A 21,029-nucleotide genomic window follows, 5' to 3' on the forward strand; every position below is an offset into this window, starting at 1 on the left:
GCACGAATCCCGGATTACGCTTGCGCTCCATCCGGGCTACGGGCCACCCACCACAAACCCATTCCACCCCGCGAACCGAACCGCTAGCATGGCGACAGCTATGCGGGGGCGACTGGAATGCGATTCATCGTGCTGTCTGGGCTTGCTCTGCTGGCGCTCGCCGCACCCGCGTTCGCGCAATCCGACCGCTCCATCGCCGACAGGCTGCCGCTGTTCGCCAAAAACAACTGCCAGCAGATTCGCGACCCCGGCAATCAATTGTTCTGCGGTGACCCTACGCTCGCCGCCGCCGCGGAGAAGCTGAGCGCGGCGATCGAGGGGCGGCTCGCCCGCCTGCCGGATCGCCTGCCCGCGATCGAGGAAAATGCGATGTGGGTCCGTCAGCGCAATCTCAGCTGCGGCATCGTCGGCCAGACCGCGATCCGCACCGACGAGTTCGATCGGGTGAAGGCCTGCCTGCTCAAGGTGACCGAGGAGCGCGCCGCGATCGTGCGCGATCCTGATTTCGACTGCCTCGCAGCCAATTCCGCAGCGGGCGCGCTGATCTGTGCGGACCCGTCGCTGGCGCTGGCCGAAACCGAGCTCAACGGCCAGGTGCTCGGCCTGATCGGCAAGCTGGACCCGACCGCCGCGCGCTTTGCCTTCGCCGAATATGGCAGATGGACCCGCGAGCGCGATCGCAAATGCAGTCTGATCGGCAAGGAGAACGTGCCGCTGCAGGAGCTCGAAACCGCGGAGGACTGTCTCGCCGAGCATTTGAAGCGCAAGACCGACGAGATCCGCGCAGCGAAGGGCGATCCCAAGAAGGTGTTCGGCCGGCAGGTCGCGGCCCGCATCCCCGACACCGACGCGGTCGACTTCTGCGCGGCGCGCATCCATGCGGCCAATTCCTGCGGCAACTTCCTCCGCATCAACCGCGTCTACGCGCTCGACAGTCAGGTGACCGAGCAGGAGGCGCAGGTCACGGGCGAGATCGAGATGGTGGTGCTGGCGCCTTTCAACATGTGCAGCAAGGTCGCCTCGAGCTGCACTGGCACGTGCTGGGACGCCAGGACGGGTCGCCCGCAAAGCGCCGCCAACCAGGCGCGCTCGGCCGAAGCCTTCAACGTGACGCGCCGCCTGCGGATCCAGCGGACATTCGCTTTCGTCAAGGCTGCCGACGGCTGGCGTTGCCGCGAGGACGAATTGGCACCGGTGAACTCAGGGACGGCGAGCGGCGGGTCGTAGGCGGTGCGGTCTCCCTCTCCCGTTCTTACGGGGCCGCGACGAGCTTCGCTCGCGTTGAGAGGGTCGGGGATGAGGGCTGCTTCCGGTGAGGGAGGGACTCGCGAAGACTCCCCCTCACCCGGAATTTGCTCCCGCAAATCCGGCCTCTCCCCGCACGCGGCCCGCACGCGGGGAGAGGCGAAGAAGCATCAAAACATCAGATTGTCCTTCACCAGCACCCAGCGGCCGTTCTTCACCTGCTGCACCTGGGTGACGGTCGTGGCGAGATGGTTGGTCTTCGAGAACACGGTCGGCGGCGAACTGAAGATATCCTGGAACTTGTCGCCGGACTCGAGCGCGTCGAGCATCTTCTGGCCAGTGAGATCCTTGCCAGCCTTGTTGGCATAGTGCGCGAATGTCATCACCGCATTGTAGCCGATGATCGCCTGGGTGTTGGCGTCGGCGTTGAACATCTTCTTATAATTGACGAGCCAGTCCTTCACCTTTCCCTTCGCGGTGTCTTCGTAAGGAATTTCGAAGTTCGAAGCGGCATACAAGCCTTCCACCACGTCCTTGCCGAGCGCCGGCACTTCGAGCACGTTAACGGGCGTGGCACCGAGGAAGGTGACCTCCCAGCCAAGCTTCTTGGCCTCGGTCATGGTGCCGATAGGCTCACGGAGGACGGCGCCGAGCACGACGAGGTCGCAGCCGTCGGACTTCATCTTGGCGACCTGCGCCGAGAAGTCGGAGGCGCCGCGCTTATAGCTCGTGATCGACGCCGGCTGCAGCTTCATGGCGGTGAGCTGCTGGTTAAAACCATCGAGCACGTTTTTTCCGTACTCGTCGTCCTGATGCATGATGCACGGCTTCTTGAAGTTCTTTGCCTCAATCATGTATTTGAGCGCTGCGCGCGTGCTCTCGACATAGGGCAGGAGGTTGTTGAACTTCAAGCGCTCCTGCGGCTTGGCCGGATCGAACTTGAAGGTGAACTCGGCCGCCGTCAGCGGAAACAGCTGAAGCACGCCGGCATCGAGCAGGATGTCCTGCGCGGCGAGCACGGTCGGCGACCCCATCGGTCCCACCATTGCGAAGATCTTGTCGCGTTCGATCAGTTTTTGCGAGGCCAGAACGGCCTTCTTCGGATCGTAGCCGCTGTCCTCGACGACCAGGCGGATCTTGCGGCCGTTGACGCCGCCCGCCGCATTGACCTCCTCCACCGCCATCTTCATGCCGTTGGAGACCGGCACGCCCCAGCCCTTGATCGGGCCCGACAAGTCCTGATGGGTGCCGAGCACGATCTCGGTGGCCGAGATGCCTTCGTTGGTGACCTTGGTCTGCGCCGCAGCCGGCAGACAGGTGAGCGCCACGGCACCCACAGCAAGGCCGAATGCGCTGAACGATTTCGACATTGACGTCTCCTCTCCTAAAGGCCCGTGTTACGCGGAGGGCGGGGGCCATCGCTCCTTCGCTTTCCCAAACGTGCTTTTCTTTCTTGCGCATGCCCTTTCTCGGAAAACCGGTTCCCACTTTTCCGGGGCATGCGCATGCGTCACGCCACGGCGCGCTGGCGATACATCGCTTCAATCTCGGCGGCGTAGCGCTTGTTCACGAAACCGCGCTTCAGCTTCATGGTCGGGGTCAGCTCTTCGTCTTCCGGCGTGAGCTGGCGCTCGATCAGGTAGAACTTCTTGATGGTCTCGACGCGGGCAAAATTGACGTTGACCTGCTCGATCTCGCGCCAGATCAGGTCCTGAATCTCCGTCGCCCGGCACAGGCTCGCATAATTGGTGAAGGGGATGTCGTGGTCCTGGGCGAACTTCTCGACATTCTCCTGGTCGATCATCACGAGGCAGGTCAGGTACGGCCGCTTGTCGCCGATCACCACGGCGTCCGAGATGTAGGGCGAGAATTTGAGCTGGTTCTCGATCTCGGACGGCGTGATGTTCTTGCCGCCGGAGGTGATGATGATGTCCTTCATCCGGTCGGTGATCCGAACGAAGCCCTCATTGTCGATGGTGCCGACGTCGCCGGTGTGCAGCCAGCCGCGGGAATCGATGGTCTCGGCGGTCTTCTCCGGCTGGTTCAAATAGCCCATGAACAGGAAGTCGCCCTTGATCAGGATCTCGCCGTCGGGCGATAGCGCGACCTCGCCCCAGGGCACGGCGGTGCCGACCGAACCTAGCTTGATCCGCTCCGCCGGCATCATGGTGGCGACGCCGCAATTCTCGGTCTGGCCGTAGAGCTCGTGCATGTCGATGCCGAGCGCGAGATACCAGCGGATCAGTTCCGGCGCGATCGGCGCGGCGCCGGTGAAGGCGATGCGGCAACGGTCGAGCCCGATCATGCGGCGGATGTTGCGAAAGGCGACCCGGTAGGCGATGCGCCTTGCCAGCCGCAGCGGCAGTGGCGGCGCCCTGCCCTCGAGCCTGTGATCGACCATGCGGTAGCCGATCTCGATGGCGCGGCGATAGACCCATTGCTGCAGCGGCGTCGCATCCTTCAGCGCGATGGTGATGGCGGAATAGAATTTCTCCCAGATGCGCGGCACCGCGAGGAAAACGGTCGGCTGCACCTCGCGCAAATTGTCCGGCACGGTCTCCGGGCTTTCGGCGAAATTCATCACCGATCCGAGCGCGACCGAGATGTAGTAGCCGCCGATGCGTTCGGCGACGTGGCAGAGCGGCAGGAAGATCAGCCGCTCGTCGTCCTCTCGCGCCGGGATGAAGTCGTTGGCGTGCCGCATCTGGTGCGTGACGCTGCGGTGGGCGTGCATCGCGCCCTTGGGCGGACCGGTGGTACCGGACGTATAAACGAGGATCGCGAGATCGCCGGCGCTGCGGCTGTCGATCATCTCCTGCCACAGCGCTTCGCGGCCGACCATGTGATTGCGGCCGAGCGCGCGAAACTCGTCGAGCGACATCACCATATCGTCGGAGAAGCCGCTGAGGCCCTCCATGTCGAACACGACGATCTTCTGCAAGGAGGGACAACGGATGCGGCAGGCGAGGATCTTGTCGAGCTGCTCCTCGTCCTCGGCGAAGATCACTTTCGTTCCGGAATCGTTGACGAGATATTCGACCTGGGACGACGCATCGGTCGGATAAATGCCCGAGGCGACGCCGCCGGCGCACAGGATGCCCATGTCGGCATGGACCCATTCGGGCACGGCGTTGGCGATGATGGAGGCGACGTCGCCGGGCATGAAGCCGGAGGCGCGAAGCGCGTAGGCAATTTCCTTCGAAATTTCCAGCCACTCGCGCCAGCTCGTCGGCTGCCAGATCCCGAATTTCTTCTCGCGGATCGCCGGCCGCTCACCCCGCGTTTCGGCGGCGCGCAAAAAGCTCTTTGCGATCGTATCAGCGACCGTCAGCACCGCCGGTCGGGCCATGCACGTCTCCTCCTTGCCGCCTTCCCCTCCGCTGCCTGCCTTGCCGGCGGTCTTTGCTTGCGGATGGGCAATCTCATCTTACTGCCAGCTTGTCCTCACCGCCACGTCTTCTTCTTTTTCCAGCGCCGCTCGCCCCGCGCGCCCGCTTCCTTGGCGCCAAGGTAGAACTCCTGGATGTCCTTCGAATGCATCAAACGGTCGCAGCTGTCGTTCATCACGATCCGGCCGATCTCCAGCACATAGCCGTAATGCGCGGTCTCCAGCGCCACCTTGGCGTTCTGCTCGACCAGCAGGATCGACATGCCCTGCTCCTCGTTGACGCGGCGGATGATGGTGAAGATCTCCTTCACCAGCAGCGGCGACAGGCCAAGCGAGGGCTCGTCGAGCAGGAGCAGCGTCGGCCGGTTCATCAGGGCGCGCCCGATCGCCAGCATCTGCTGCTCGCCGCCGGAGAGCTGGCCGGCCGGCTGGTTGATGCGCTCCCTCAGGCGCGGGAAATAGCCATAAACCCGCTCCAGATCTTCGGCGACGCCGCCGCGGTCCTTGCGCGGATAGGCGCCCATCATAAGATTCTCGCGCACCGACAGGAACGGGAAGACTTCGCGTCCCTCGGGCACGTGGCTGAGGCCGAGCCGCACGATCCGGTCGGCCTCCATGCGCTGGATCGGCTTGCCCAAAAATTCGATCGAGCCCTTCTGCGGATCGAGAATGCCGGAGATGGTCTTCAGCACCGTGGTCTTGCCGGCACCGTTGGCCCCCAGCAGCGTGACGATGCGGCCGCGCGGCACTTCCAGCGAGATGCCGCGGATCGCCATGATCGGCCCGTAATAGCTCTCGATGTTGGAGAGCTTCAGGATGGTCTCGGGTGTCGCGGTCGCATCCATCGCCTCAGGCTCCCAGATACGCAGCGACGACATCGGGGTGCTGCTGCACCTCGGCCGGCGAGCCCATCGCGAGCACCCGGCCGTAATTCAGCGCGATGACGCGGTCGGAGACGCGGTTGACCAGCGACATGTCGTGCTCGACCATCAGCACGGTGACGCCGAGCTCGTTCTTCAGGTCGCGGATCCAGAACGACATGTCGTCGGTCTCCTCGACATTGAGGCCGCTTGACGGCTCGTCGAGCAGGATCAGCTTCGGCTCCGAGCACAGCGCGCGGGCGAGCTCGATCACCTTGCGGACGCCGTAAGGCAGGCCGGAGATCAGCTTGTCGCGATAGGGTTCGAGATCGAGGAATTCGATGACCTGCTCGACCCTGCGGCGATGCACCTTCTCGTTGGCGCGCACGCTCGGCAGGAACAGCAGCTCCTGCCAGAGCTGCGTGGTCGAGTGCCGGTGGCGGCCGACCAGGAGGTTGGAGAGCACGGTCGCATTCTCGAACAGCTCGATGTTCTGGAAGGTTCGTGCGATGCCGAGCTTTGCGATGTCGTAAGGCGGCTCCTCCGTGATGTCCTGGTCCTCGAAGAAGATGCGGCCCGAGGTCGGCCGGTAGATGCGCGAGATCAGGTTGAAAATCGAGCTCTTGCCGGCGCCGTTCGGCCCGATGATCGACAGGATCTCGCCCTTCTCGACCGCGAAGGACACCGCATCGACGGCCTTGAGTCCCCCGAAATGCAGCGACAGGTTCTCGGCGCGGAAATAGCTCATCGGTTCCGCTCCGACTTCACGTAGATCTTCTGCCGCTTGAAGGTGGCGCGCTTGTAGAGCGGGAACAGCTGGAAGAAGAGCTTGATCTTCAGCCAGCGGCCGTAGAGCCCGAGCGGCTCGAACAACACAAACAGCACGATGATGATGCCGTAGATCGCGCCCTTCAGGCCGTTGAGCGAGGCGAAGGCTGCGACCTTCGACTGGATGTTTCCTGCCGTCGCCGGGCCGGCGCCGAACGTCGCGGCGATTCCGGCGATCATGCCGGGCATGTCGTCCTTCAGATAGGTCAGGAACGGATCAATCATCACGATGAAGATTGCCCCCAGCACCGCGCCGTGCAGACTGAAGGTGCCGCCGATCAGGATCACGATGATGAACTCGATCGAGAGCTGCAGCGTGAACATCTCCGGCGAGATGAAGGAGAGCTTGTGGGCGAACAGCACGCCGGCAAAGCCGGTGATCGCTGCCGAGATCGCAAAGGACTTGACCTTGTAGAGTGCGACATTGACGCCCATGCTGCGCGCCGCCGTCTCGGAATCGCGGATCGCGACGAAGGCGCGTCCTGTCGGCGAGCGCAACAGATTCAGCGTGCCGACGATGGTCAGCACCAGCACGGCGAGGCAGAGAAAATAGAAAGTGGGGCTGTCGCGCGGCACAGGGACGCCGAGCAGCGACAGCGCCTTGACCCGCATGCCCTCGTTGCCGTGGGTGACACTTTCCCAGCGCGCCAGGATCTCCTCGACGATCAGGGCAAACGAGATGGTGGCGATGACGAGGTAGATGCCGGTCAGGCGCAGGGCGGGAAAGCCGACCATCGCTCCGATCAAGCCCGACAACGCGCCGGCGGCGAGGAAATAGACCGGGAACGGCACGTTGTATTTCTGCAAATAGGCTGCCGTGTAGGCGCCGATGGCGAGGAACGCCGCATGTCCGAGCGAGGCCTGGCCGGTAAAGCCGGTCAGGATCAAAAGCGCCACGCCGACGGTCGCATAGATGCAGACGAAGACGAGCTGACTCATCAAATAGCTGGAGAGCACGAAGGGCGCGATCAACAGCAGCGCGAGCAGGATGCCGTACGAGACCACATAGCCCGAATGCGGGAACAGCTTGATGTCGTCCTCATAGGCGGTCTTGAACAGGAAGCGCATGGCGTTCAGACTTTCTTGCGGACGTGATGGCCGAACAGGCCTTCAGGCTTCAAGAGCAGCACGGCGAGCAACACGAGGTACGGCGCGACATCCTTCCAGCCTTCGGGCAGGTAGAAGCCTGCCATGCTCTCGATCACGCCGATCAGGACGCCGCCGACCACCGCCCCCGGGATCGAGCCGAAGCCGCCGAGCACCGCGGCGGGAAATGCCTTGAGGCCAAGCACGAGGCCGACATTGGAATGGATGAAGGTGATCGGCGCCAGCAGCACGCCGGCGCAGGTCGCGACCGCCGCGCTGATCGCCCAGACGATCGACACCACGCGCTTGACAGGGATGCCCATGTAGTAGGCGGCGAGCATGTTCTCGGAACTCGCGCGCATCGCCGTGCCGAGCGTGGTCTTGTTGAAGAAGAGATAGAGCAGCGTGCACAGGATCATCGTCGCCGCGATCACCGACAGCTTGTCGTAGGCGAGCACCAGCGACCCCATCCGCAGCACGCCCTGGCTGAACGGAGTCTCGATCTTCAGATCGTCGGTGCCCCAGATCATGCCGGCGATCGAGCGCAGGAAATAGCCGAGCCCGATCGTCGCCATGATGATGGAGAATTGCGGATAGCCGAGGATCGGCCGCACCACCACGCGCTCCGCCAGCATGCCGAACAGCGCCATCGCGGCCACCGCACCGGCAAAGCCGATCCAGTAGTTCAGGCCCATCATGCCGATGAAGGTGAAGGCGAAGAAGCCGCCGAGCATCATCAGATCGCCCTGGGCAAAATTGACGACCTCGGTTGCCTTGTAAACGAGCACGAAGCCGAGCGCGATCAGGCCGTAAACGCAGCCGAGCGCAACACCGCTGACCAGCTGCTGAACGAAATCCAGCATCGACGCGCGTCCTTCCGATACAACTGGCGGCTCTTTCCGACCGCCTTGCCGCATCTTGTGTCCAGTCGCTACGCAGTCGATTCGCCGCGTTAGCGCCATTTGTCCGGTGTCAATTCAGCCTGAACCGCAAAGCGCTGTCAACAAACGGCGACTTTTGGGGGGCTTCCCTTTAGTCCAATCCGGATGACGGAAATTGCGGCGATGCGATTCACCGTGCCGAAACATCTTCGGGTCATGGTCGCGGGCGATGCAAAACCGGATGGTATGGCCGTCATGAAGCCGGACAGCTCGGCGCTGGAAGTGATGGGGTTAACGAAGCGTTTTGACCGCCTGGCGGTCGACGGCCTCGATCTCACCATCCACGCCGGCGAATTCTATGCGCTGGTTGGCCCCAACGGCGCCGGCAAGACCACGACTTTGCGCATGGTTGCGGGCCTGCTGAGACCCGATGCCGGCGCGGTCTCGATCTTCGGCATCGATGCGCTCCAGAATCCCGTCGCCGCCAAACAGGTGATGGCGTGGGTGTCCGACGAGCCAATGATCTACGACAAGCTGACCCCGCTCGAATATCTCGAATTCGTTGCCGGCCTCTGGGGCATCGCGCCGTCGGTCTCGGAGCCGGTCGCGCAGGAGCTGCTCGGCTCGCTCGGCCTCGCGCCGCACCGGCACGAGCGCTGCGAGGGCTTTTCCAGGGGCATGCGCCAGAAGGTGGCACTGGCCGGCGCGCTGGTGCACGATCCCCGCCTCATCATCCTCGACGAGCCGCTGACCGGGCTCGATGCCGTCTCCGCCCGCCATGTGAAGGGCCTGCTCAGCGAGCGTGTCCGCACCGGTTGCACCGTCATCATGACCACGCATATTCTCGAAGTGGCCGAACGGATGGCCGACCGCATCGGCGTGATCGCCTCGGGCCGCCTCGTCGCCCAGGGCACGCTGACCGAGCTGCGCCAGCAGAACGGCCATGCCGACACCAGCCTGGAGGATCTCTTCATCGCGCTGGTGACGCTTCCGGAAGCCGCATGAGCTCGGCGAGCGCGCTGTCCTGGTTTGCCCGCCACGAGCTGCGGCTCGCCTGGCGCGAATGGCTCGCCATGATGACCGGCGGACGGCGCAAGCGGACGCGCGCCGCTGTCATCGGTCTCGTCTGCTTCGCCGCGCTGCTGCACCTGCCGGCCTGGGCGGTGATCGGCCGCTTCGCCGATCTGCAACTCCCGCTCGACAAATCCTCGCTGATCGTGATCTCGGCGACGATGTTTCTCGCCTGGACCCTGATGCTGTCGCAGGCCATCGAATCGGTGACGCGGGTGTTCTACGCCCGCGCCGATCTCGACCTGATCATGTCCTCGCCGGCGCGGCTGGCCAATCTGTTCTCGGTCCGCATCGCCGCGATCGCGCTGACCGTCACCGCGATGGCGCTGCTGTTCTCGACGCCCTTCATCGACGTACTCGTGATCGGCGGCGGCGCGCGCTGGCTCGCGGCATTCGGAGTGGTCGTCGCCATGGGCCTGTCGGCCGCAGCGATCGCGATCGCCGTCACCATCCTGCTGTTTCGTCTGATCGGCCCGGCGCGGACGCGCCTCATTGCCCAGATTCTCGCCGCGATCATCGGGGCCGGCTTCGTGATCGCGCTCCAGGTCGCCGCGATCATGTCCTACGGCACGCTGTCGCGCTTCACCATCCTGACCTCGGGCAGCCTGGCCGCTCATGCCCCCGATGTCGACAGCATCTGGTGGTGGCCGGCGCGGGCGGTGATGGGCGACAGCGAAGCGCTGGTGCTGCTCCTGGCGCTCGCTTTGATGCTGCTTGGAAGCGTCATGGCGATCTTCTCGCATCGCTTTGCCGACACGGCGATCGATGCCGCAGCCTACGGCACCTCTGGCAACAAGCGCGCCAAGGAGCGCCCGTTCCGCGGCGGGTCGCGGCAGCACGCGCTGCGGCGCAAGGAATTCTCGCTGCTCTGGCGCGATCCATGGCTGATCTCGCAGACCCTAATGCAGCTGCTCTATCTGGTGCCGCCGGCGCTGCTGCTCTGGCGCAATTTTGCCGACAGCGCCGCGGCGCTCACGCTGATCACGCCCGTCATCGTGATGGCGGCCGGACAGCTTGCCGGAGGGCTTGCCTGGCTGACGATCTCGGGCGAGGACGCCCCTGACCTCGTCGCAACCGCACCGCTGACGCCGTCCAGCGTCACCCGCGCCAAGATCGAGGTGGTGCTGATCGCGATCGCCGTCATCTTCTGCCCGCTGGTCGCGGCACTCGCTTTCGCCTCGCTTTACCAGGCCGCGATCAGTGCCGGCGCAATCATCATCAGCGCGGCTTCCGCAACCGCGATCCAGCTCTGGTTCCGGGTGCAGGCACGGCGCAGCCAATTCCGCCGCCGCCAGACCTCGTCGCGGCTCGCGACCTTCGCCGAAGCCTTCTCCTCGATCGGCTGGGCCGCGACGGCAGCGCTGCTGCTTGCGCTCCCGATCGCGGGCCTCATCAGCGGCCTGATCACCGCGAGCCTCGTTGCGATCACCTGGAAGTTCAGCCCACGGCGGGAATGAGGCGCATGCTCGAAGAGCTGCGGAAGTCAGGTGTCGAAAGCCGGCTGTGCGCGGCGTACCGCGGCGACGTTCCGCCGATCCATCAGGCGCCTGACCCAGTTGCGCCCGGGCTCTTCAACTAGACGATACGTTGCAACCGACAGCAGGACGGTCAAGAGCAGCATCGCAATCTGCAGGAGATCGCCAAGCCACAGCGATCCGTTGATGGAGACCACTTTCGTCGGCTCATGGCCCGAGCTCAACGCGTAAGAGACGAACAGGTCCGTATGCCCGAGGCGCTCGACGACCATGAGGATCGCCCGCACCACTGCCCTGACGAGCGGATGCAGCATATAGATCGAATAGGTCAGCGTCCCGATCACGAGCATGAACGGCACCGTCAGCCGGCGACTGACGGCGCCGGCTTCACGCGCAAACACCAGAACGACCAGCGTAAACACCAATGGCGAGGCGACCTGCAGGGTGACACTGCTGCCGGCCACGGAAACATAACCCACAACGAGCATGACACTCGCCGTCTCCAGCAATGTCTCGCCGGACGGCACGAGGCGTGCGCGCAGCGCCGGAAAGCGCTCACGGAGATCGAAGGAGAGAACGCCAAGCGCGAAACCATACAGGCAACGCACGATGCCATAGTCGTAAGTCGCATTCATCCCATCCGGACTGATGGTGGCGAGTACGACCGGCCCGGCAATGATCGGGAGCAGCCAGGGCCAGATCGTCGGCCCGATCCGACTTACCACGACGGCGAAGATCACATAGGCGGCGAATTCAGCGCTGATGCTCCAGCTCGCGAAGTTCAGCCAGTTCTGCGGATTGACGCCGAGTCCCTGTAGCAGAACAGCGTTGGTGACGATGGCTTGCAGGAGGTTCGGGCCAACACCGTCCTTCGCAGCGTCGATGGGAATGAACAGCAGCAACGTCACGAGATGCAGCGGGTAGATTCGTCCAAGCCGCAGGACGAGGAAACGGCCGGTGCCGAATCCCTCCGCCAGACGCGAGCGATAGTTCGACGCGATGACAAAGCCGCTCAGCACGAAGAAGAAATCGACGAACAGGTAGCCATTCCTGGTGAGCGGCAGGAAGGACAGATGGCTGATCACGTCGAAGTGGAACAGCGCGACCATGCAGGCACAAATGCCACGCCAGCTGTCGAGCGCATGATATCGGGTGATATTTGCAGCCGCGTCCATTGAACAGGGGTAGGCAAGACCAGGCACCGGAACAAGCCGAGGCTGACTCTATGCTTAACGTGGTCGCGGCCCGAGGGCGCCCCCGTTCCGCAAGTCGGCTGGGCTGAAAGTTCGGCCGCGGCGGGAGTGAGGGTGCGACACTGACGCGCTGTTGATCGCAGCCCATTGGCGACGCACAGCATTGCACGTTAGACTTTCCCCTGACACATCGGGGACGGATGCATGTGGCGACTGGTTTCGGCGACTCTGGCGCTGTTCAGCGTATCCTTCGCACCTGCTCTCGCCCAGCAGCCGCAGCGCAGCGAGTGCCTGGCGATGGCCAATGCCGCGCCGCGAGCCATGCCGGTCGCATTCCGGCAGGCCGCTGGCTCCGCCGAGGTCGAGATCACTTATGCCGGCCATTCCACCTACTACATCGACACGCCGGCGGGCCTGCGTATCGCCACCGATTATAGCGGCGCCTACCAAGTCGGCCGGCTACCCGACGTCGCCACCATGAACCGCGCCCACAGCACGCACTACACCTTATTCCCTGACAGGCGCATTCCCCACGTGCTGCATGGCTGGGGCGAGGACGGCAAACCGGCGATCGTGTCGGAGCGTATCCGCGACACCTTCGTCCGCAATGTCACGACCGACATCCGCCGCTATTTCGGCGACGATTCCGGCGCCGACATGATCCGCGATGGCAATTCGATCTTCATCTTCGAGGTCGCGGGCCTCTGCATCGGCCATCTCGGCCATCTCCATCACAAGCTCGACGACAGCCATTTCGCCCAGATCGGACGGCTCGATATCGTGATGGTGCCGATCGACGGCACCTACACCATGTCGCTGGACGGCGTCTCCGAAATCACCAAGCGCCTGCGCGCCTCCGTGGTGCTGCCGATGCACCGCTTCGCCACCCCGCTCGACGACTTCATGCGCCGGATCGGCCAGCAGTTCGAGATCGACCGGCGCACTGAGCGTTCGTTCCGGATGTCGCGGGATGCGCTGCCCTCGAAGCCGATCGTGATCATCCTCGACGGGGTCTGAGGCGCAATTTTTTCCAAGCCGGCCTCGGCCGGTCGTGCTGATCTCCTCGCAACAGGAGTTCGATATGACAGACTTCGCGAGATTGTTGCACGCGGACGGACCAAACCCCGAGCATGCGGCGGCGCTGCAGCTTTACGGCCGCTTCGTCGGCGATTGGGATGCCGAGATCACCGCCCATGGATCCAATGGAGCGACGCACATCGCGCCCGGCGAGATCCATTTTGGCTGGGTGCTGGAGGGCCGCGCCGTCCAGGACGTCTGGATCATTCCCCGGACTGCGGGCGCGCCGGCCTTTCCGATCGCCGGCAATTGGTACGGCACGACGCTGCGCGTTTACGATCCGACCATCGATGCGTGGCGGATTTCCTGGTTCGATCCCGGCCGCAGCGTCTTCCGCCAGCAGATCGGCCGTCCGCGCGGTGAGGATATCGTGCAGGAAGGCACGACCGAAGCCGGTGAGCAGACGCGCTGGAGCTTTACGGAGATCACCAGCTACTCATTCCTTTGGCGTGGGGAGGTCAGGCCGGCCGCGGCAGCGGACTGGCGGCTGGTGGTCGAGGTGCGAGCAAGGCGGCGGAAGGGCTGACGATATCGCCGCGCTCGCGATGACGGGTACGGTTGCGCAGCGCGCGCTGCTGCATAAAGAGATGAGGTGCTAAGTTCCCGGCACAAGAAGATGAAGGGAGCGAACGACGATGGCTGCAAGCGGTGCGCCCGCCAATACGAGCGGGCTGTTCGTCGAGCCGCGCGAGGACTGGCTTGCGCTTCACCAGGAGGAGATCATCGATCCCTCGCGGCCGATCGTCGATCCCCATCACCATCTCTGGAATCGCGGACACCGCTATCTGATCGAGGAGATGGCCGCCGACATCGCTTCCGGTCACAACATCATCGCCACCGTCTATGTCGATTGCCGTTCGATGTACCGGGCGCATGGGCCCGAAGCATTCCGGCCCGTCGGCGAAGTCGAGTTCGCCAATGGCGTCGCCGCGATGAGCGCGAGCGGTGCTTACGGCAAAGCCGCGATCTGCGCCGGCATCGTCAGCCACGCCAATCTGTTGCTCGGCGACGCCGCGAAGGGGGCGTTGGAAGCCGAGATCGCCGCCGGCAACGGCCGCTTCCGCGGCATCCGGCATTCCTCGGCCTGGGACGAGGACCCCGTCGTCGCCGGCATGTATGCGAACAGGCCGAAGGGACTGTTGCAGGACCCGACCTTCCGCAAGGGATTTGCCTGCCTTGCACCATTGAAGCTCAGCTTCGATGCCTGGCTGTTTCATCCGCAGATCGGCGAGCTCACCGAACTGGCGCGCGCCTTCCCCGACACCAGGATCGTGCTCGACCATTGCGGCGGGCCGGCCGGCGTCGGACGCTTTGCAGGGCGGCGCGAGGAGGTGTTTGCGCAGTGGCGCACCTCGATCCGGGAGATCGCGACATGCGAGAACGTCGTGGTCAAGCTCGGCGGACTCGCAATGTGCCTGCTCGGCTACGACTTCCATCTGCGCGATCGGCCGCCGTCATCCGAGGAGCTTGCCGCGGCCTGGCGGCCCTATGTCGAAACCTGCATCGAGGCGTTCGGCCCGAGACGCGCGATGTTCGAGAGCAATTTCCCGCCGGACAAAGGCCAGTGCAGCTATCAGGTGATCTTCAACGCCTTCAAGCGCATCGCTGCGTCGCTGAGCGAGGCCGAGAAGACGGCGCTGTTCTCGCAGACCGCAATCGATGTCTACCGGCTCGAGCTGCCATCATGACGACAAGAGGGGCCGGGATGTTGACCCCGACCCCTCTTCCGTCGTGACGGCTGGGAAGCGTCCTTGAATAGAGACTAGCCGGCACCCATCAGCGAGGCCGGACGGCGCTCGCCGCCGAAAGCGAGTACCTTCTTGAGCTTGTTGACGACGCGGATCAGGAAGCCGATCATCACGGGATTGGTCTTGCGGCAGAAGGCGATCTTCTTGACGTGGCCCTCGACATGCCATTTGGCATGCGCGCCGTCGCGGAAGAAAATGACATCGCCGGGGCCGTAGCGCTTCGGCGGCATGCCTTCGCTTTCGAGCACGATCGATCCTTCCATGATCATGATCGTCTCGTCGATATCGTAGTACCAGTTGAAGCGGCCTTCGGTGCACTGCCAGATGATGGTCTGGGCGGTGCCGTCGGCGCTGGTGGACAGCACGCGCGAGCGCGATACAGGGTTACCCTCGATGATCCAGGACGGCTCGATCGGCCGCAGCTCGAGGTCGACATTGCAACTACCAATTTCAATCAATGCGCGCGACATCTTCTTCCCCAGGCGATATAATAAATATGGCCGGGCCTCGGCCCGGATTGTTTCGAACGATGTCGGGAACGCTAGTCATCGGTTTTTAATTCTTTCTTACGCAGGCCTCGAGAATCAGCCGGAAGTTGCAGGCGCAAAGCGGTTAACGGGGCGATTTCCCTGCAAATTCGTGCACATGAACCCAACCTTTCCGGGGTGCGACAAAGTGCGCGGAAGCACCAAAACGGAGCCACGCCGATGCCCCTCACGCCCGAGGTTGTGACAGCCGATCGCGCAGTCGTCGCCCGGCTCATCGACCTCGAAGTCTCCTTCGCGCCGGACGCGGAGCCCTGGTTCACCATCGACGGCATCGGAAACCCCCAGCAGATCGGCAGTGACGCTTCCGGCGGCGCGTTCGTACTGCTGCCGTCGCAGAATGTGCTCTACGTCTCATCGGAAGGCCGCGCGGGAATTATCGCTGGCACGTTCGAAGCGTTCGTCCAGCTCGTCGTCGCCCGTCCCTATTGGCTCGACATCCTCAAATTTTCCGGCGGCGGCGACCTTCAGGAAATGCGGCGCGCGGCGGACGCACTCGAGGCGACGCTCGAGGATGAGGACGAGATCAACGAGGCCCGCGAGGAGATCCGCAAGAGCCTCGACCTTGGCGAGGCGGACGACCCCGTCGGCGCGCTCTACGAAGCCATCGCCGCTTCCGACGCCATCGTGCGGGCCACCGACGGCAGCCCGTTCACGACCCTGTTCAACCGTTTCAGCATCGACAACAATCCAATGCTGCGCAACGCGGCGGCGTGAGTCGTTCGACAGAGATCGAGCGCGCGCCTCGTCCTTCGAGACGACCGCTTCGCGGTCTCCTCAGGATGAGGCTAATCGACATTGATGCCCGCTGAAGCGACTGCCGCGCACTCCGTCCTCATCCTGAGGAGCCCGCCAGTGGCGGGCGTCTCGAAGGATGGCTGCAGGGAAGCCTTACTTCGCCCACTCACCCTTGCGGAACACCGGCACCTTGCTGCCGTCGGGCAAAATGCCGTCGATATCGGTCTCGGCCGAACCGATCATCCAGTCGATATGGATCAAGCTCTGGTTGCCGCCTTGCGCTGCGATCTGCTGTGCCGTGAGCTGCGCGCCGTTGACGAAGCATTTCGAATAGCACTGGCCGAGCGCGATATGAGACGCTGCGTTCTCGTCGAACAGCGTGTTGTAGAACAACAGCCCGCTCTGCGAGATCGGCGAGGAATGCGGCACCAGCGCCACTTCGCCGAGGCGGCGGGCGCCCTCGTCGGTGTCGAGCACCTTGTTCAGCACCTCCGCACCGCGCGAGGCTTTTGCGTCCACGATCTTGCCGTCCTCGAAGCGCACGGCGATGTTGTCGATCAGCGTACCCTGGTAGGACAGCGGTTTCGAGCTCACGACATGGCCGTAGACCCGGCGGCAGTGCGGCGTGGTGAACACCTCTTCGGTCGGGATGTTGGCGTTGCAGCTGATGCCGTTCTTGGAGAGCGAGGCGCCGCCCTCCCATTCGTGGCCGTCGGCAAGGCCGATGGTGAGGTCGGTGCCCGGCCCCGAATATTGCAGCGCGCGGAAACGCTGGCCGTTCAGCCAATTGGTACGCTCGCGCAGCACCGCATTGTGGCTCGCCCAATTGTCCATCGCGTCCTCGCGGTCGACGCGGGACGCCGCGAAGATCGCATCCGCGAGCTTGCCGATCGCGACGTCCTCGGGATCATCTGGGAAGACCTGCCTGGCCCAGGACGGGCTCGGATAGGCGATGATATTCCAGTTGGTGTCGAAATTGACGATCTTTTCCAGGGCGGGCTGATAGGCCATCGAATTGGCCTTGCTGGCGCGCGCCACCTTGGAAGGATCCTCGCCCGACAGCAGCATCGGATTGTCGCCGACGATGGCGAGCCGCGCGGTGTTGTCCGAGAACGCCTTGGCCATGCCCTCATAGAGCCAGCCGGCGGCACGATCGAAACTATTGTCGTGGCCGTGGCGGTAGCGCGCCAACGTCATCTCCTCGTCCGAAAGTATAGGCGTCACGATACCGGCGCCGGCCTTGTAGGCATGCAGGGCGATCCGCCGCACCAGCGGCAGCGCGATCGCGGGCGCCGTCAGAAGCAGATCCTGTCCCGGCCGCAAGCCCAGGCCCACCTTCACCGCCACCTCGGCCAGCCGGTCGAGCTTCGCGGGATCGATGGGAGCGGTGGAATTGCAGTGATCAGTCATGCGGGTCCCTCTGCCGAAAGTCTCTCGTTCAATCTAAGTCTAGCACCGCGAGGCGCAAGTGCGCGAGCACCTTGCGACACCGAGAAGATACGCAGTTTCACGCATATTGGTTTTCAACGCGTTGCCGATTTCAGTACCCGGTCAACCATGGCAGGCGCGAGCCCGAGGTAATTTTTCGGTGAAGTGAGCGCCTCGATTGTGGCGCGATCGATGCGGCTCGTGATCCGCGCGTCCGCGGACAGCGCATCGGCCAGGCTGATTCCCTCGTCATTGGCCTGACGGCAGGCGTCATAGACCACGTCATGGGCCTCTTGCCGGCCGAGCTGCGGCGCGAGCCCCATCATGACCGCTTCGGCCACGATCAGGCCGCGGCTGATGGCGAGATTGTCGTTCATCTTCGCCTCATCGACGATGAGACCTGCGAGTGCAAACTTCGCCTGGTGGAGCGCGCCGGCGGTCAACACGAAGCTTTCGGGGATCGCCATCCATTCGGCGTGCCAGGGACCCGTGGCGCGCTCGAAATCCTGCACCATGGCGTCGAGCATCAGGCCGGCGTGCTGGCGCACCGCCTTGGAGGCCGCCAGCATCAGTTCCGACGAGATCGGGTTGCGCTTCTGCGGCATGGTCGAGGAGGCGCCGCGTCCCTTGACGAAGGGTTCATAGACCTCGGCGAACTCGGTCGAGGCCATGATCATGATGTCGAGCGCGATCTTGCCGAGCGAGCCGGTGACGAGCGCGAGGAAGTTCACGGCCTCGGCAAAGCCGTCGCGCGCGACGTGCCAGGTCGAGGCGGGAACGCCGAGCTTCAGCTCAGCGCAGAGTGCCTCCTGCACCTCGAACCCCTTGTCGCCGAGCGAGGCCAGCGTACCGGCGGCTCCGGCGAACTGGCCGACCAGGACGCGCGGCTTCAGCTGCGCCAGCCGCTCGGCATGGCGGTCGAACATGGCAAGCCAGATCGCGGTCTTGTAGCCGAAGGTCACCGGCAGCGCCTGCTGGAGGTGCGTGCGGCCCGCCATCGGCGTGTCGCGATAGCGTTTGGAGAGGCTCGCCAGGATGCCGCGAAGCTCGTCGATGTCGCGCGCGACGATCTCCAGCGCGGCACGGAGCTGCAGCACCACGGCCGTGTCCATGATGTCCTGCGTGGTCGCGCCCCAGTGCACGTAGCGGCCGGCCTCGCCGCACTGCTTCACCATCTGATGCACCAGCGGCAGGATCGGATAGCCGACGACGTCGGTCTCCTGCCTGAGCAGCTCGAAATCGAGCGCGGCGACGTCGGTCCGCGCCGCGATCGCCTCGGCCGCCTGCTGCGGGATGACGCCACACTTCGCCTCCGCCTGCGCCAGCGCCACCTCGACCTCGACATAGCGCGCCACCAGCGCAACGTCGGAGAACACCTCTCGCATCTCGGGCGTGCCGAAGGCGTCGCGGAACAACATGGAATCGAGCACGGTGGTGGACGCGGAAAAGGCAGGCATGAGCGCTTCTTCGTGGTTGGTGTTTGTGTGTGCGACAGCTTACGCAGTCGGCGCAGTCCGGCAAAGGACATTGACGTTCGCCACATCTGCCGCGCGGCGGCATTGCGACGGCCCCTCCCCCCTGTTGCTCCGTCATCCTTGAGGTGCGAGGCGTGGGACGCAACGCGTCCCATGGAGAGCCTCGAAGGATGAGCGGCCGCGATGCAGCCGGGCCGTCCATCCTTCGAGGCCTCCGCTGCGCTCCGAGGCCCAGGATGACGGCGTTCGATGGGCGAGCCGTAACATTCTGGCCGCAGTTGTATTCCCCTCCGAGAACGGCATGACAGCCATCTTCCGGGAGCGATGAACCAAGCACGCCCTTCGGCAGACTCACAGTTTTCGTCCCAAATTTCATTTTTGTCATTTTTGCCTGCCCGATTTCGTAACGAAACCTGAGTTTTCGACGTGCAGTTTCTGTTCAGGGACCACCTTCTCGACACCGACCTGCGCGAACTGAGCCGCGAGCAGGTTCCCGTTGCCGTGGAGCCACAGGTTTTCGATCTGGTCGTCCACCTCATGCAGAACCGCGACCGGGTGGTCAGCAAGGACGAGCTGATCGACAAGATCTGGCACGGGCGCAGCGTCTCCGAATCCACCCTGACCAGCCGGATCAACGCCGCGCGCAAGGCGATCGGCGACAGTGGCGCGAGCCAGGCGCTGATCCGTACCATCGCCCGCAAGGGGTTTCGCTTCGTCGGCGATGTCGAGGCCAAGGGCGGCGCGGGCGCACCGGAGCACGGCCGCACCGCATGGGTGCCGCGCGCTGCACTCACGCTTCCGGAGCGGCCCGCGATCGCCGTGCTGCCCTTCACCAATATGAGCGGCGAGGCCGAGCAGGATTATTTCTCCGACGGCATCAGCGAGGACATCATCACCGCGCTGTCGAAGCTGCGCTGGTTCTTCGTCGTCGCGCGGAACTCCTCGTTCGTCTACAAGGGCCGCGCCGTGCACATCAGCGAGGTCGCGCGCGAGCTCGGGGTACGCTACGTGGTCGAAGGCAGCGTGCGGCGGAGCGGCGATCGCGTGCGCATCTCGGCCCAGCTCAACGATGTCTCGACCGGCAGCCATCTCTGGGCTGAGCGCTACGATCGCGAGCTCGCCGACATATTCGCCGTGCAGGACGAAATCACCGAGGCGATCGTCGCCGCGATCGAGCCGCAGCTCTATGCCGCCGAAAGTTTTCGCGCCCAGCAGAAGCCGCCGGGGAGTCTCGACGCCTGGGACCTCGTGATGCGCGCCTTGTCGCATCATTGGCGCAGCACGCGCGAGGATAATGAAACCGCGCAAGGGCTGCTCGAAAAGGCCGTCGCGATCGATCCCGCCTATGGCAAAGCACTGGGCCTGCTCGCGACCAGTCATATCTTCGGCGCGCATATGGGCTGGGCCGACATGGAAGCGACGGTGCCGATCGCCGAGCGCGCGGCGCTCGCGGCGGTGGAGGCCGATCGCGAGGACGCCTGGGCCCATCACGGCCTCGCCTACACCTATCTGTTCCGCCGCCGCTTCGACGACGCGCTGGCGGAGTTCGAACTGGCGCTGCAGCTCAATCCAAATTTTGCAATGGCGCACGCCTTCTACGGCGTGACGCTGTGCTACGCCGGGCGATGGCAGGATGGCGATGCCGCTGCGCGCCGCGCGCTGCGGCTCAGCCCGCGCGACCCGCTCGCGGCGATCTATTGCGGGGTTGCGGCCTATGCCCGGTTTGTCGGCCGCGATTACGAGGGAGCCGTGCAGATGGCGCGGGAGTCGATGCGGCAACGCGGCGATTTCGTCGGCGCGCACCGCGTGCTGACGGCCGCCGCCGGGATGTCAGGAGATCCGGCGCTCGCAGCTTCCGCCCTCGACGGCCTGCGCCGCGCTCAGCCCGCGGTCTCGCTGGCCTGGATCACGCGCGAGCTGCCGATGCTGCGGGACGAGGATCGCGCACATTATCTCGAAGGATTGCGGCGCGCGGGACTGAAATGACAGCG

The 21,029-nt window shown here is 64.3% G+C and carries 18 protein-coding genes; 8 read left to right on the forward strand and 10 right to left on the reverse strand.

Going from position 1 to position 21,029, the window contains the following annotated elements; all coding sequences use genetic code 11:
- Window positions 1–117 precede the first annotated feature (117 nt).
- On the forward strand, window positions 118–1,227 hold the full coding sequence (locus IVA79_RS34270; protein WP_247561559.1) for a lysozyme inhibitor LprI family protein: 1,110 nt from the start codon (window positions 118–120) through the stop codon (window positions 1,225–1,227).
- A 188-nt stretch (window positions 1,228–1,415) separates the two neighbouring features.
- On the opposite strand, the gene IVA79_RS34275 is transcribed toward IVA79_RS34270, so the two are convergent.
- From IVA79_RS34275 to IVA79_RS34300, 6 genes are all read right to left on the reverse strand, one after another.
- Window positions 1,416–2,615: an ABC transporter substrate-binding protein gene (locus IVA79_RS34275; protein ID WP_247561560.1), complete on the reverse strand. Its 1,200-nt coding sequence runs from the start codon at window positions 2,613–2,615 to the stop codon at window positions 1,416–1,418.
- 140 nt (window positions 2,616–2,755) lie between these two features.
- On the reverse strand, window positions 2,756–4,594 hold the full coding sequence (locus IVA79_RS34280; RefSeq protein ID WP_247561561.1) for an AMP-dependent synthetase/ligase: 1,839 nt from the start codon (window positions 4,592–4,594) through the stop codon (window positions 2,756–2,758).
- Window positions 4,595–4,689: 95 nt separating this feature from the next.
- A complete protein-coding gene (locus IVA79_RS34285) occupies window positions 4,690–5,478 on the reverse strand; it encodes an ABC transporter ATP-binding protein (protein ID WP_247561693.1) in 789 nt (262 codons plus the stop codon).
- 4 nt (window positions 5,479–5,482) lie between these two features.
- Window positions 5,483–6,241: an ABC transporter ATP-binding protein gene (locus IVA79_RS34290; RefSeq protein WP_124159372.1), complete on the reverse strand. Its 759-nt coding sequence runs from the start codon at window positions 6,239–6,241 to the stop codon at window positions 5,483–5,485.
- Window positions 6,238–7,389, reverse strand: a complete 1,152-nt coding sequence (locus tag IVA79_RS34295; RefSeq protein ID WP_247561562.1) for a branched-chain amino acid ABC transporter permease — start codon at window positions 7,387–7,389, stop codon at window positions 6,238–6,240. Before IVA79_RS34295 ends, IVA79_RS34290 begins: the two co-directional genes overlap by 4 nt.
- Before the next feature lie 5 nt (window positions 7,390–7,394).
- Window positions 7,395–8,270, reverse strand: coding sequence for a branched-chain amino acid ABC transporter permease (locus tag IVA79_RS34300; RefSeq protein WP_247561563.1), 876 nt, complete (start codon window positions 8,268–8,270; stop codon window positions 7,395–7,397).
- A gap of 273 nt (window positions 8,271–8,543) precedes the next feature.
- Between IVA79_RS34300 and IVA79_RS34305 the strand changes: the two genes are divergently transcribed.
- Both IVA79_RS34305 and IVA79_RS34310 read left to right on the forward strand, forming a co-directional pair.
- Window positions 8,544–9,293, forward strand: a complete 750-nt coding sequence (locus IVA79_RS34305) for an ABC transporter ATP-binding protein (RefSeq protein WP_247561694.1) — start codon at window positions 8,544–8,546, stop codon at window positions 9,291–9,293.
- A complete protein-coding gene (locus IVA79_RS34310; protein WP_247561564.1) occupies window positions 9,290–10,816 on the forward strand; it encodes a permease in 1,527 nt (508 codons plus the stop codon). Before IVA79_RS34305 ends, IVA79_RS34310 begins: the two co-directional genes overlap by 4 nt.
- Before the next feature lie 26 nt (window positions 10,817–10,842).
- Here IVA79_RS34310 and IVA79_RS34315 read toward each other — a convergent pair whose 3' ends face one another.
- A complete protein-coding gene (locus IVA79_RS34315) occupies window positions 10,843–12,009 on the reverse strand; it encodes an acyltransferase (protein ID WP_256465679.1) in 1,167 nt (388 codons plus the stop codon).
- Window positions 12,010–12,231: 222 nt separating this feature from the next.
- Between IVA79_RS34315 and IVA79_RS34320 the strand changes: the two genes are divergently transcribed.
- The 3 genes from IVA79_RS34320 (at window position 12,232) to IVA79_RS34330 (ending at window position 14,792) form a co-directional block, all read left to right on the forward strand.
- The gene (locus tag IVA79_RS34320) at window positions 12,232–13,044 is read left to right on the forward strand and encodes an MBL fold metallo-hydrolase (RefSeq protein WP_247561567.1); all 813 of its coding nucleotides are present in this window, start codon (window positions 12,232–12,234) and stop codon (window positions 13,042–13,044) included.
- A gap of 64 nt (window positions 13,045–13,108) precedes the next feature.
- Window positions 13,109–13,630, forward strand: coding sequence for a hypothetical protein (locus IVA79_RS34325; RefSeq protein ID WP_247561568.1), 522 nt, complete (start codon window positions 13,109–13,111; stop codon window positions 13,628–13,630).
- Between the two features lie 109 nt (window positions 13,631–13,739).
- A complete protein-coding gene (locus tag IVA79_RS34330) occupies window positions 13,740–14,792 on the forward strand; it encodes an amidohydrolase family protein (protein ID WP_247561569.1) in 1,053 nt (350 codons plus the stop codon).
- A 74-nt stretch (window positions 14,793–14,866) separates the two neighbouring features.
- On the opposite strand, the gene IVA79_RS34335 is transcribed toward IVA79_RS34330, so the two are convergent.
- Window positions 14,867–15,322 carry a cupin domain-containing protein gene (locus tag IVA79_RS34335; protein WP_247561570.1) on the reverse strand — a complete coding sequence of 152 codons (456 nt, stop codon included), beginning with the start codon at window positions 15,320–15,322 and terminating at the stop codon, window positions 14,867–14,869.
- Window positions 15,323–15,559: 237 nt separating this feature from the next.
- Between IVA79_RS34335 and IVA79_RS34340 the strand changes: the two genes are divergently transcribed.
- Window positions 15,560–16,114, forward strand: a complete 555-nt coding sequence (locus IVA79_RS34340) for a hypothetical protein (RefSeq protein ID WP_247561571.1) — start codon at window positions 15,560–15,562, stop codon at window positions 16,112–16,114.
- A gap of 174 nt (window positions 16,115–16,288) precedes the next feature.
- On the opposite strand, the gene IVA79_RS34345 is transcribed toward IVA79_RS34340, so the two are convergent.
- Together IVA79_RS34345 and pcaB are read right to left on the reverse strand one after the other, a co-directional pair.
- Window positions 16,289–17,545: an aminopeptidase gene (locus IVA79_RS34345; protein ID WP_247561572.1), complete on the reverse strand. Its 1,257-nt coding sequence runs from the start codon at window positions 17,543–17,545 to the stop codon at window positions 16,289–16,291.
- A 113-nt stretch (window positions 17,546–17,658) separates the two neighbouring features.
- A complete protein-coding gene (gene pcaB / locus IVA79_RS34350; protein WP_247561573.1) occupies window positions 17,659–19,020 on the reverse strand; it encodes a 3-carboxy-cis,cis-muconate cycloisomerase in 1,362 nt (453 codons plus the stop codon).
- A gap of 444 nt (window positions 19,021–19,464) precedes the next feature.
- Here pcaB and IVA79_RS34355 point away from each other — a divergent pair, with 444 nt between their 5' ends.
- The gene (locus IVA79_RS34355) at window positions 19,465–21,024 is read left to right on the forward strand and encodes a winged helix-turn-helix domain-containing protein (protein WP_247561574.1); all 1,560 of its coding nucleotides are present in this window, start codon (window positions 19,465–19,467) and stop codon (window positions 21,022–21,024) included.
- Window positions 21,025–21,029 lie beyond the last annotated feature (5 nt).

This window comes from Bradyrhizobium sp. 138 (assembly GCF_023074075.1).
In the GTDB taxonomy this organism is placed as follows: domain Bacteria; phylum Pseudomonadota; class Alphaproteobacteria; order Rhizobiales; family Xanthobacteraceae; genus Bradyrhizobium.

What these genes read in the sequence shown, in the direction of transcription:
- IVA79_RS34270 (WP_247561559.1), top strand. Translation starts at nt 118, where the DNA reads ATGCGATTCATCGTGCTGTCTGGGCTTGCTCTGCTGGCGCTCGCCGCA.
- IVA79_RS34275 (WP_247561560.1), bottom strand. Translation starts at nt 2,615, where the DNA reads ATGTCGAAATCGTTCAGCGCATTCGGCCTTGCTGTGGGTGCCGTGGCG.
- IVA79_RS34280 (WP_247561561.1), bottom strand. Translation starts at nt 4,594, where the DNA reads ATGGCCCGACCGGCGGTGCTGACGGTCGCTGATACGATCGCAAAGAGC.
- IVA79_RS34285 (WP_247561693.1), bottom strand. Translation starts at nt 5,478, where the DNA reads ATGGATGCGACCGCGACACCCGAGACCATCCTGAAGCTCTCCAACATC.
- IVA79_RS34290 (WP_124159372.1), bottom strand. Translation starts at nt 6,241, where the DNA reads ATGAGCTATTTCCGCGCCGAGAACCTGTCGCTGCATTTCGGGGGACTC.
- IVA79_RS34295 (WP_247561562.1), bottom strand. Translation starts at nt 7,389, where the DNA reads ATGCGCTTCCTGTTCAAGACCGCCTATGAGGACGACATCAAGCTGTTC.
- IVA79_RS34300 (WP_247561563.1), bottom strand. Translation starts at nt 8,270, where the DNA reads ATGCTGGATTTCGTTCAGCAGCTGGTCAGCGGTGTTGCGCTCGGCTGC.
- IVA79_RS34305 (WP_247561694.1), top strand. Translation starts at nt 8,544, where the DNA reads ATGAAGCCGGACAGCTCGGCGCTGGAAGTGATGGGGTTAACGAAGCGT.
- IVA79_RS34310 (WP_247561564.1), top strand. Translation starts at nt 9,290, where the DNA reads ATGAGCTCGGCGAGCGCGCTGTCCTGGTTTGCCCGCCACGAGCTGCGG.
- IVA79_RS34315 (WP_256465679.1), bottom strand. Translation starts at nt 12,009, where the DNA reads ATGGACGCGGCTGCAAATATCACCCGATATCATGCGCTCGACAGCTGG.
- IVA79_RS34320 (WP_247561567.1), top strand. Translation starts at nt 12,232, where the DNA reads ATGTGGCGACTGGTTTCGGCGACTCTGGCGCTGTTCAGCGTATCCTTC.
- IVA79_RS34325 (WP_247561568.1), top strand. Translation starts at nt 13,109, where the DNA reads ATGACAGACTTCGCGAGATTGTTGCACGCGGACGGACCAAACCCCGAG.
- IVA79_RS34330 (WP_247561569.1), top strand. Translation starts at nt 13,740, where the DNA reads ATGGCTGCAAGCGGTGCGCCCGCCAATACGAGCGGGCTGTTCGTCGAG.
- IVA79_RS34335 (WP_247561570.1), bottom strand. Translation starts at nt 15,322, where the DNA reads ATGTCGCGCGCATTGATTGAAATTGGTAGTTGCAATGTCGACCTCGAG.
- IVA79_RS34340 (WP_247561571.1), top strand. Translation starts at nt 15,560, where the DNA reads ATGCCCCTCACGCCCGAGGTTGTGACAGCCGATCGCGCAGTCGTCGCC.
- IVA79_RS34345 (WP_247561572.1), bottom strand. Translation starts at nt 17,545, where the DNA reads ATGACTGATCACTGCAATTCCACCGCTCCCATCGATCCCGCGAAGCTC.
- pcaB (WP_247561573.1), bottom strand. Translation starts at nt 19,020, where the DNA reads ATGCCTGCCTTTTCCGCGTCCACCACCGTGCTCGATTCCATGTTGTTC.